The organism is Yinghuangia soli, from assembly GCF_021502675.1.
GTDB lineage: Bacteria > Actinomycetota > Actinomycetes > Streptomycetales > Streptomycetaceae > Yinghuangia > Yinghuangia soli.
On sequence record NZ_JAKFHA010000001.1, the window covers coordinates 856204 to 863555 of the forward strand.

Annotated in this window: 10 protein-coding genes; 7 read left to right on the plus strand and 3 right to left on the minus strand. The window is 72.7% G+C overall.

What is annotated here, in order from left to right; translation table 11 throughout:
• Positions 1 to 5: 5 nt before the first annotated feature.
• Positions 6 to 428 (minus strand): ATP-binding protein, encoded by a 423-nt coding sequence (locus LZ495_RS03675; RefSeq protein ID WP_235050364.1) that lies wholly within the window; start codon positions 426 to 428, stop codon positions 6 to 8.
• Positions 429 to 872: 444 nt separating this feature from the next.
• Here LZ495_RS03675 and LZ495_RS03680 point away from each other — a divergent pair, with 444 nt between their 5' ends.
• Both LZ495_RS03680 and LZ495_RS03685 read left to right on the plus strand, forming a co-directional pair.
• Positions 873 to 1415: a hypothetical protein gene (locus LZ495_RS03680; protein WP_235050365.1), complete on the plus strand. Its 543-nt coding sequence runs from the start codon at positions 873 to 875 to the stop codon at positions 1413 to 1415.
• A 165-nt stretch (positions 1416 to 1580) separates the two neighbouring features.
• Positions 1581 to 3191 (plus strand): MDR family MFS transporter, encoded by a 1611-nt coding sequence (locus tag LZ495_RS03685; RefSeq protein WP_235050366.1) that lies wholly within the window; start codon positions 1581 to 1583, stop codon positions 3189 to 3191.
• Here LZ495_RS03685 and LZ495_RS03690 read toward each other — a convergent pair.
• Positions 3151 to 3696, minus strand: coding sequence for a hypothetical protein (locus LZ495_RS03690; protein ID WP_235050367.1), 546 nt, complete (start codon positions 3694 to 3696; stop codon positions 3151 to 3153). The two genes, LZ495_RS03685 and LZ495_RS03690, sit on opposite strands and share 41 nt — an antisense overlap.
• 258 nt (positions 3697 to 3954) lie before the next feature.
• Between LZ495_RS03690 and LZ495_RS03695 the strand changes: the two genes are divergently transcribed.
• The 4 genes from LZ495_RS03695 to LZ495_RS03710 all read left to right on the plus strand — a co-directional run bounded on the left by LZ495_RS03695 (position 3955) and on the right by LZ495_RS03710 (position 5858).
• Entirely contained in the window at positions 3955 to 4155 is a 201-nt protein-coding gene (locus tag LZ495_RS03695; RefSeq protein ID WP_235050368.1) for a DUF397 domain-containing protein, read from the plus strand.
• Positions 4156 to 4187: 32 nt separating this feature from the next.
• Positions 4188 to 4373: an SPOR domain-containing protein gene (locus LZ495_RS03700; protein WP_235050369.1), complete on the plus strand. Its 186-nt coding sequence runs from the start codon at positions 4188 to 4190 to the stop codon at positions 4371 to 4373.
• Positions 4374 to 4524: 151 nt separating this feature from the next.
• Complete coding sequence (locus LZ495_RS03705) at positions 4525 to 4968, plus strand: nuclear transport factor 2 family protein (protein ID WP_235050370.1); 444 nt, start codon at positions 4525 to 4527, stop codon at positions 4966 to 4968.
• On the plus strand, positions 4965 to 5858 hold the full coding sequence (locus tag LZ495_RS03710) for a GNAT family N-acetyltransferase (protein WP_235050371.1): 894 nt from the start codon (positions 4965 to 4967) through the stop codon (positions 5856 to 5858). Before LZ495_RS03705 ends, LZ495_RS03710 begins: the two co-directional genes overlap by 4 nt.
• Before the next feature lie 33 nt (positions 5859 to 5891).
• Here LZ495_RS03710 and LZ495_RS03715 read toward each other — a convergent pair whose 3' ends face one another.
• Entirely contained in the window at positions 5892 to 6335 is a 444-nt protein-coding gene (locus tag LZ495_RS03715) for a hypothetical protein (RefSeq protein WP_235050372.1), read from the minus strand.
• A gap of 329 nt (positions 6336 to 6664) precedes the next feature.
• Between LZ495_RS03715 and LZ495_RS03720 the strand changes: the two genes are divergently transcribed.
• Complete coding sequence (locus LZ495_RS03720; protein WP_235050373.1) at positions 6665 to 7279, plus strand: AMIN-like domain-containing (lipo)protein; 615 nt, start codon at positions 6665 to 6667, stop codon at positions 7277 to 7279.
• Positions 7280 to 7352 lie beyond the last annotated feature (73 nt).

The following is a 7352-nucleotide window of genomic DNA, read 5'->3' on the forward strand; positions in this document are numbered from 1 at the left end:
GGGGACTAGGCAACAGGCCAGGGCAGGATCACCCAGAGCGTCTTGCCGTCCGCATGCGCCTCGATGTGGATCTGGCCGCCCGACTCGTCGACGATCTGCCGCACGATCAGCAGCCCGCGGCCGGACGTGTCGTCGACGGTCTCCAGGAGCGCGACCGGCCGGTACGGGTGCCGGTCGCGCACGCCCAGCCACAGCCAGCCGTCGTGCACGGTCAGCGTGACCACGATCTCCGGCGAGACGACCGCGGCGTGTTCGACCGCGTTCGTGATGAGCTCGGACGCGATCAGGCGCAGCCCGTAGCCCAGATCATGGCTGCGCGGCAGGCCCCAGTACGTGAGGTGGTCGGCGAGGGCGCGGCGGGCCTGCGGCACCGCGGCCGGCTCGGCGGGCAGCGTGAACCAGCACGACCTGTCGTATCCGAGAGTCACGGGGCCCACCTCCTCGCGCGCGGTGGTCCAGCCTAATGCCCCGGACGGGGGTCCGATCATGAGCGCGCGTAGCGAGAGAAGCAAAAAGGGGCGCGCACGCCGCGATTCCCGCGCCGGGCGGTCCGGCAGTCCCCGGTCCGCGATGCCGCGGACACGCTGCGTGACCATGGAGGTCCGGCCGCGGCCTGGCGGCGCGCCACGGCGCACGCCACCGGCTCGCAGCCACCCGTTGCGTGCTGCAAGCAGATTGACGGATCGTCACATCAGTGCGAAACGTTGATCGATCGCGTGTGTGAAGTCGGCGGATCGTGGGCAAGACCGTGGCGTCTGCGTATGTGACGGTGCACCCGAGGGGTGCGCCCATGTCCGCGCGTTGCGGTGTCGGAGCCGCCGGTCCAAGCCGGCTCCGGGACCGCCGCACAGTCCCACGGAAGGGTGATGCGGGTGGACGACAACCTGGACGCGCTCGAACGGCTCATGCTGGCCAACCTCCTGGAGGGCCGCCAGCCCCGCCGCCGGGCCGCCATGCCCCAGGCGCAACGCAACTCCGCCAACCGGCAGTCCGCGCCTCAGCAGCGCAACCAGTCGCGCAATGCGCCGGCCGCGCGGGCCTCGATCCCGAGCCCGGCCGCGCCGGCCCAGGTCGCCGACCTGCGCCAGACGCGCCGACTGGACGTCGGCCGGGTCATCAAGCAGATCGACCCGCGCACGACGCCGGAGTGGCGTTCGGAGATGGCCGCCGCCTGGGTGAGCCTGAACCTGACCGCCGCGCAGGTGCACGCATGGCTGACCGCCGGCCTGCTGCCCGCGCAGCACGAGCTGGCCAAGGAGTGCATCGACCGCGGGCTCAGCCCGGCGGACATGAAGGCGCGGATCGACGGCGTGCGCGTCGTCGAACGGCTGCGCGGCGACGGTGTCGACGGCGTCGTCGACATGCTGCGCCGCAACGGCTGGAAGCCCGCCGCGACCCCGACGGCAGCCGCCTGACGGGCCGGTTACCCCGCTTGTCCCACCGCCCCGGCCGCGCTGCGGCCGGACGCCTCCGGTTCCCCGGTCTCCGGACCGCCGGCCCCAGGTCCCCGTCCCGTTCCACCGGACCGCCACGCCGCCGATCTCGTTGACTTCGTTGCAGACCGCAACTAGCTTGCGGCCATGCCAACCGGGGAATCCGCCGGCCTCTCCTCGCCCCCGTCGCTGACGCGGCGCCAGATCCTGCTGGCGTTCGCGGGGTTGATGACCGGCGTCCTGCTTTCGTCGCTCGATCAGACGATCGTCGCCACGGCGCTGCCGACGATCGTCTCCGACCTCGGCGGACTCGACCGGCTGGCCTGGGTGACCACGGCGTACGCCCTGGCCATGGCCGTGGCCACGCCGGTGTACGGCAAACTCGGCGACCTCTTCGGGCGCAAGTACCTCTTCCAGACCGCCATCGGCATCTTCCTGATCGGCTCCGCGCTGTGCGGATTCGCGCAGTCGATGACCGCGCTCATCGTGTTCCGGGCGGTCCAGGGCCTCGGTGCCGGCGGGCTCATGAGCAATGCGCAGGCCATCGTGGGCGACCTGGTGCCGCCCGCCGAACGCGGCAAGTACCAGGGGCTGATCGGCTCGGTGATCGCGCTGGCCACGGTCGCCGGACCGCTGCTCGGCGGCTTCGTCACCGAGGCGCTCTCCTGGCGCTGGGTCTTCTACGTGAACCTGCCGCTGGGCGCGCTGGCCCTGGTGGTCACCAGCTTCGTGCTGCGGCCGCCGGCCGTGCGGCGGGAGCGCAAGCCGCTCGACTTCGCGGGCGGCGTGCTGCTGTCCTGCGGGACCGCCGCGCTGATCCTCGCCACGAGTTGGGGCGGCACGACGTACGCCTGGACGTCGGCGCCGATCCTGCTCCTGGCCGCTGCTTCGGCAGGCTGCCTCGCGCTGTTCGTGCGCGTGGAGACGCGGGCCGCGGACCCGCTGATCCCGCTGCGGCTGCTGTCCCGCAACGCCGTGGTGCGGGTGGCCTGCCTGCTGACCCTGGTGGCCGGCTGCCTGTTCGTGGGCATGAGCACGTTCCTGCCGCTGTACGAGCAGGTCGTGCACGGCAAGGGGCCGACCGAGTCGGGGCTGCTGCTGGCGCCCATGCTGCTCTCGATGCTGGTGTGCTCGACGGTGTGCGGGCGGATCATCTCGCGGATCGGCAAGTACAAGAGGTTCCCGGTGGGCGGCACGCTGATGGCCGCGGCGGGGCTGGCGCTGCTGGCCTCGCTCGGGGTGGCGAGCCCCTATTGGCGGCTGGTGATCGCCTTGGTGTTCCTGGGATTCGGGCTCGGCACCATCGGCACGGTCACGACGCTCGCGGTGCAGAATGCGGTCGACCACCGCGACATGGGCGTGGCCACCGCGCTGAACGCCTTCTCCCGGTCGATCGGCTCGTCGTTCGGAGTGGCACTGCTGGGGGCGGTGTTCACGCACCGCCTCGCGGCGGGCCTGTCGCCCGCCGAGGCGGCGGCCTTGGGCGGCGACCACACCACGCTCACGCGCGAGCGGATCGACGCCTTGCCGCCGGAGGTTCACGACCAGGTGCTCGGCACGTTCGCGGACGCCCTGTCGTGGGTCTTCGCGGCCGGCGTGCCGCTGGCCCTGTGCGCGTTCCTGCTCGCGCTGGCGCTGCGGGAACTCCCGCTGCGCGGCAAGCAGCCGGCGGTTCCGGAGGCTGCGGACGGCGCGAGTGCGCCGGACGCGGGCGCCGTCATGCCGTCTCCACCGCGCGGGGGCCGCGGGCCGGGCTGAGCGCGTCCGGCAGCCGCATCGCGGGCCGCCCGGTGCGCAGGCAGGCCGCGTGGTGCAGGTCCACGAGGTCCATCGCGGCGTCCCACACCCAGTCCTGCGGGTTGGCGGTCAGCGCGCGGTTCGCGGCGAGACTGCGCATCGCCAGTTCGCTGAGGTCGGCGACCAGCGCGTGCCGGCCGAGGTCGGCGAGCCCGGCGAGCAGCACGGCGATCTCGCCGACGCGGCGGATCGCCGGTCTCTGCGGTCCGGCGAGCGCCACCGCAAGGGCCCGTATGCCGGGCAGGTCGGGACCGCTGCCGGGGCCCAGCGCGGGTTCGAGGCGGACCAGGTCGACACCGCGGCGGGCGGTGGTGGCCGCGACGACCGCGGTCTCGGCGGCCAGCAGCGCGGCGAGGGCCTCGTCGAACCCGTCGCCGGACGCCACCGCCGGAAGCGGGCGCGGCTCATCGCATGAAACCCCTTGCGGTGTCCCGCGTTTGGCCTGGATCTTCACAAGATTTCCCATGTCCCTATGCAAGCCGAGGAGGATCCGCGGGGGAGGGAACCTTGAGTCCAATCACTCGAAAGAGCTACTAAGTACGGGTGCACGCCGATTGCGGATTCCGCTGCGGGCAGGGCTGCGGATCGGACTGCGTGCCTGGTCGGCACGGGTCGGATCAGGATGTCTATTGCCCCCTCCCGGCCTGCTTCCGGGGCCGTCCATGGTGTTCATCGCGCCGCGTGAGCAAATATGGGCCTTCAATCGGCGTCTTGGGGGCCGCGGATGACCATGGGAAACGCGACGGGCGGGCTTTGGCACAGGAGTTCGCACAGCGGTCTCAACAACAATTGCGTCGAGGTCGCGGCGGTGCGCGGCGACCCGGCCGTACGCGACTCGAAATCCGCGGCATTGCCCGCGGCGTTCTTCCCGCCGCGGGCCTGGCGGGCGTTCCTGGGCGCGGTGCGTACCGGCACCCCGGCCTGACAGGCCGCCGTCGACTCGGTGACAATCGGTCCATGGACAACAAGGGCGGACCGGTTCGGTGGCAGGTGTGGCGCCAGGACGACAACGGCGCACGCTTTCTGATCGCCTCGTACGACACCGAGGATGCGGCGCTCGCCCGGCTGGCCGAGATGGAGGAGACCGGCGGCCACCACAAGCAGCTTTACTGGGCCGCGCGTTCGGACAAGCCCCGGCAGTGATCCGCGGATTCCGCGATTCCCGCGGTGCGGTGGCGCGGAGTCTCCGCCGCGGGCAATCTTGCCGATTCGGTATGGCTGCGGATCTCCTGCAGGCGCCCGGCTGCCGCTAACGTCTGCGCGGACGCATCCCCCTCCCCGCGGAGGATCATCGATGGCGCAGAGTTCCGCAGCACACCCGGAATCAGAACCCGCGCAATTGGTCCCGCCCGATGCGGTCTCCCGCATCGGCAAATTGCTCCGCACGGTAAGTGCCGCGGACCTCGCCGAGGTCACCGCGCGGCTTACCGATCTGTGCACACCCGACATCACGTACCGGGATCCGCTCGCCCGCGCACTCGGCGTGGACGCGGTCGCCGCTCATCTGGACTACTTGCGCCGCGTGCAGTTGGGCCGCCGGCTCACCCTGGCGTCCGGGCTGGACGTCGTGCACGAGTACGCCCGCTTCGGCTGGAAGCTCGCCGACCCGGCGGGCCGCCCTCAGTTCGACGGTATATGCGTGGTCCGTTTCGCGGCGTCCGGGCTGGTCGGCGACATTCTGGCCTTCATCGGTCCTCCGCCTCCGCTCCAGTTCCGCATCACAGGAGGAATCCGATGACCGCGACGGAGAACAGCCGGATGGCGAACGGATCGGCCCCGAGCGCCCCGCCCGAGGGCGGCATTCTCGGGCCGGACGCGTTCCTGGCCGCGGCCGCCGAGTTCCTCGGCGACGACGCACTCGCCGACCCGGCGGCGCGCGTGGACGGGCTCGACTCCCTCGAACGCCTCGAACTCCTGGAGTGGATCGCCGGCCTGGGTGCGCCACTGGACACCGACGAGGCCCTCGGGGCCGCGACCATCGGCCAGGTGTACGCGCTGTACGCCCGTGCGGCGGAAGCCGCCCGGGACCGCCGTCCTGCGGCGCAGCACGGGCCCGGGCCCGGCGGCGGGCTGCTCCGCGGCCGCTACTTCCAACTGGAACCGGTGTCCCCCGAAGTCATGCCGTACCTCTACCAGTTGGCCATCTCCTCGGAGGTGGGCTACCGGTGGCGGTTCCGCGGCAGCGTCCCGGACTACCCCACGTTCGAGGCGACGTTCTGGCAGGGCTCGCTGGCCCAGTTCGTCGCCGTCGACCTGGAGAGCGAGATGCCCGCCGGGCACGTGGTCTGCTACAACCCCGACCACGGCCAGGGGTACGCGTACCTGGGTGCGGTGTTCGCACCGGGCCACACGGGCTCCGGCCGGCCGGTCGACGCGGTGCGCACGTTCGCGCGGTACGTCTTCACCACGTGGTCGTTCCGCAAGCTCTACATGGAGGTTCCAGGCTTCAACTACCCGCAGATCCGGTCCGGCGCGAAGGACTGGTTCGCTGTGGAAGGGCAGTTGCGGGACCACGACTACTACGACGGCCGCTATTGGGACCACTACACGCTGGCCGTGTACCGCGACCACATCGGCCTGCCGGAGATCGCCGCGCCCCGGCGCGCGGACCGCGGCGCACCGGCTTAGCCGTACGCCGCGGTCACTTTCACCTGTGTGTGCCTACGGCTTGTCCGGAGACTCGGAGGGCTTGTCGGACGGCGGCGTCGACGGCGCCGGCGGAGCGCTGGAGGGCGGCGGGGAGGCGGGCGGCTCGGACGGCGGTGCCGGGCTGGGCTCCGGGGCGGGGGTGCTGGAGCTGCCTGCCTCGGCGGGCGGCGCCGCCGGGCCGGGCTCGCCTTCGGGGGCGCCGAACGGCGGCTCCTCGGGCCGCACCGACGCGGCTTCCTCCGGGGCCAGCGGCACGCCGCTGTGCCGGTCCGCCGCCGAACTGCCGGGCAGCGGGGGCTTGCCGCCCTGGCGCGGCAGTTCGCCCTGCGGGGCGCGGCCGGGGCCTCCCCCGCCGGCCGGCTCGCCCGCGGGTTCGCCGCCCTTGGCGGGGAGGTTCCCCGCGGGCGCGATACGGGCTTCCGAACCGCCGCATGCGGTGGCCGCGCCTGCGGCCAAGACGACGACGGCACACCAGGATCCGACGCGGCGCCGACCCATTGCACTGCCTCCCGAGCTTGCAGGACGCAACCTGGCGGCGACCTGTCCGGGAGTACGCTGGCGCGCCTGCGGGTGCGAAGCCAGCCAGAAGGCCCCGATTCATCCGCATGAGTGAAGGTATCCACCGCGCGGACCTGCCCGCGGCGCCGGCCGGTCGAGCCGGCGGACGGACAACTCGTACGCAACGTCCGCCAAACGGGTGAACCGGAGCAACCGGGCAGGGCGGGCAGGCGTCTTAGGAAGACACAGGCGCGCTCCGCGCCTGGCAGATCCGCGGGAGGTCCCCCGTGTCCCAGACCGGCACCACCACTCCGGCGCTCCCCCGCCGGCGTCCACGCATCACCCGAACCGCACGCACCTCGATCGCCACCGGCGCCGCCGGCGTCCTGCTGGCGCTCGCATTCGTCCCGGTCACCGCCGCGCAGGCGGCGGCACCAGTCGGCGTGCTGCGCACGTCGGTGCCCGCGGCCGCGCCGATGACCGGCTGCAACGAGCCCGTCCCGGCCGCCACGTACCTGACGAACATCCGTACCGGCAGGCACCCCTCGTTCGACCGCATCGTGCTCGACTTCTCCGGCCGGGTGCCCGCCTACGGCAGCACCGGCGGCCCGGACCAGCTGGTCTACTGCGGCTCCGGGCAGACCGTGCCGCTCACCGGCACCAAGTACACCCAGATCGAGTCGACCGACGCCGCCGCCCACGACGAGTCCGGCAACCCGACGTACACCGGCCCGCGGCTGGTCTACACGCCGCACCTGGCCAAGGTCACCGGCTTCGCCGTGACCTGCGACTTCGAGGGCCATCTCAACGTCGGCTTCGCCACGAAGTCCGGGGTGCGGGAGATCCGCACGACCACGCTCACCAACCCCAGCCGCATCGTCATCGACGTGCGCTGGGCGTGAGCCCCCGCCGGGGGGGGGGGGGGGCGCGCCCCGCCCCCCCGCACCCCCCGGGCCCCGCCCCCCCGCGGGACCC

Excerpts from the sequence above, each read along its gene's own strand:
- LZ495_RS03700 (WP_235050369.1), top strand. The coding sequence starts at position 4,188 with ATGGACAACAAGGGCGGACCGGTTCGGTGGCAGGTGTGGCGCCAGGAC.
- LZ495_RS03705 (WP_235050370.1), top strand. The coding sequence starts at position 4,525 with ATGGCGCAGAGTTCCGCAGCACACCCGGAATCAGAACCCGCGCAATTG.
- LZ495_RS03695 (WP_235050368.1), top strand. The coding sequence starts at position 3,955 with ATGACCATGGGAAACGCGACGGGCGGGCTTTGGCACAGGAGTTCGCAC.
- LZ495_RS03690 (WP_235050367.1), bottom strand. The coding sequence starts at position 3,696 with ATGGGAAATCTTGTGAAGATCCAGGCCAAACGCGGGACACCGCAAGGG.
- LZ495_RS03710 (WP_235050371.1), top strand. The coding sequence starts at position 4,965 with ATGACCGCGACGGAGAACAGCCGGATGGCGAACGGATCGGCCCCGAGC.
- LZ495_RS03685 (WP_235050366.1), top strand. The coding sequence starts at position 1,581 with ATGCCAACCGGGGAATCCGCCGGCCTCTCCTCGCCCCCGTCGCTGACG.